Source organism: Polymorphobacter sp., assembly GCF_051860865.1.
Classification (GTDB): Bacteria; Pseudomonadota; Alphaproteobacteria; order Sphingomonadales; family Sphingomonadaceae; genus Sandarakinorhabdus.
Map to the genome: position 1 here is coordinate 6,847 of NZ_JBIMKZ010000104.1, position 1,119 is coordinate 7,965.

Genomic DNA, 1,119 nt, shown 5'->3' on the forward strand with positions numbered 1-1,119 from the left:
GGAGCATCGCCGCGGCGGACTCGGACGACGGGCTGGTCTGGCATCATCTCGGCGACGGGCCGTTTTTCACCGTCGGCGCCAGGGGGGCGTGGGACGACTTCGGGGTGGCGGCGAACCGGCTGGTGGCGGTGGGCGACCGGCTTTATCTCTATTACTACGGCTTCCAGACATTGGGCAGCGAGGGGCTGCGCGGGATCGGCCTGGCAACAGGGCCAGTCGATGACCTGGGCGGGCTGGTGCGGGTGAGGGGAACGGCATGAGCGGTGTTTTGAGCGGACAGGTGGCGCTGGTGACCGGGGCGTCCGGCGGCATCGGCAGTGCGGCGGCGCGGGCGCTGGCACGCGAAGGGGCGCTGGTGGGGGTGCATGCGTTCCGCAACCACGCGGGCGCGGCGGCGACGGTGGCGGCGATCACCGAGGCCGGCGGGCAGGCAGTGGCGCTGTCCGGCGACTGCGCGGTGGCGGCGGATGCTGAGGCGATGGTGGCGGCGCTGGTCGCGGCGTTCGGGCGGGTCGACATATTGGTCAATTGTGCGGGAGCGGCGCCGAAGCAGCCGTTCGGCGAAGTGACGGCCGAGGGTTTCACGGCGATGATGAACGACAATCTGCTGTCGGCGCTGCTAATGATGCAGGCGGTGGTGGCGACGTTCGGCGAGCGCGGCGGGCGGATCGTCAATGTCTCGTCGAACCTGGCCTATGGGCCGATGCCGGGAATCGTGCCCTATTGCGCGGCCAAGGCGGCGCTGTCGACGATGACCCAGGGGTTTGCGCGCGAGCTGGCCGGACGGAACATTGCCATCAATGCGGTGGCGCCGGGCGCGACCGAGACGCCGATGACTGAATGGATCCCCGATGACATGCGCGCCGGTATCGCGGCGGCGACACCGCTGGGGCGGCTGGGGCAACCGGCGGATATTGCCGACATCATCGTGTTCCTGGCGTCGCCGGCGGCGCGCTGGGTGAACGGGCGGACGATCATCGCCGACGGGGGGCTGGTTTAGGCGGGTATCGAGATTCATGAGAAAATAGCCGCCGCCGGTAACAGAAAGTGCCTCCGGCGGCTGGCGCCGCAGGCCCCAGACCCCAATTATCTAGTTGATCGCGCAGGACCGTCTGTTGT

2 protein-coding genes are annotated in these 1,119 nt (G+C 69.1%); both read left to right on the forward strand.

Annotated elements, in window-relative coordinates:
* Nucleotides 1–260: hypothetical protein (locus tag ACTIFJ_RS14350; protein ID WP_439534794.1), on the forward strand; the 260-nt coding region annotated here is incomplete at its 5' end.
* The gene (locus ACTIFJ_RS14355; RefSeq protein ID WP_439534795.1) at nt 257–1,000 is read left to right on the forward strand and encodes an SDR family NAD(P)-dependent oxidoreductase; all 744 of its coding nucleotides are present in this window, start codon (nt 257–259) and stop codon (nt 998–1,000) included. The genes ACTIFJ_RS14350 and ACTIFJ_RS14355, both read left to right, overlap by 4 nt.
* The last annotated feature ends 119 nt before the right edge of the window (nt 1,001–1,119 follow it).

Excerpts from the sequence above, each read along its gene's own strand:
- ACTIFJ_RS14355 (WP_439534795.1), top strand. The coding sequence starts at position 257 with ATGAGCGGTGTTTTGAGCGGACAGGTGGCGCTGGTGACCGGGGCGTCC.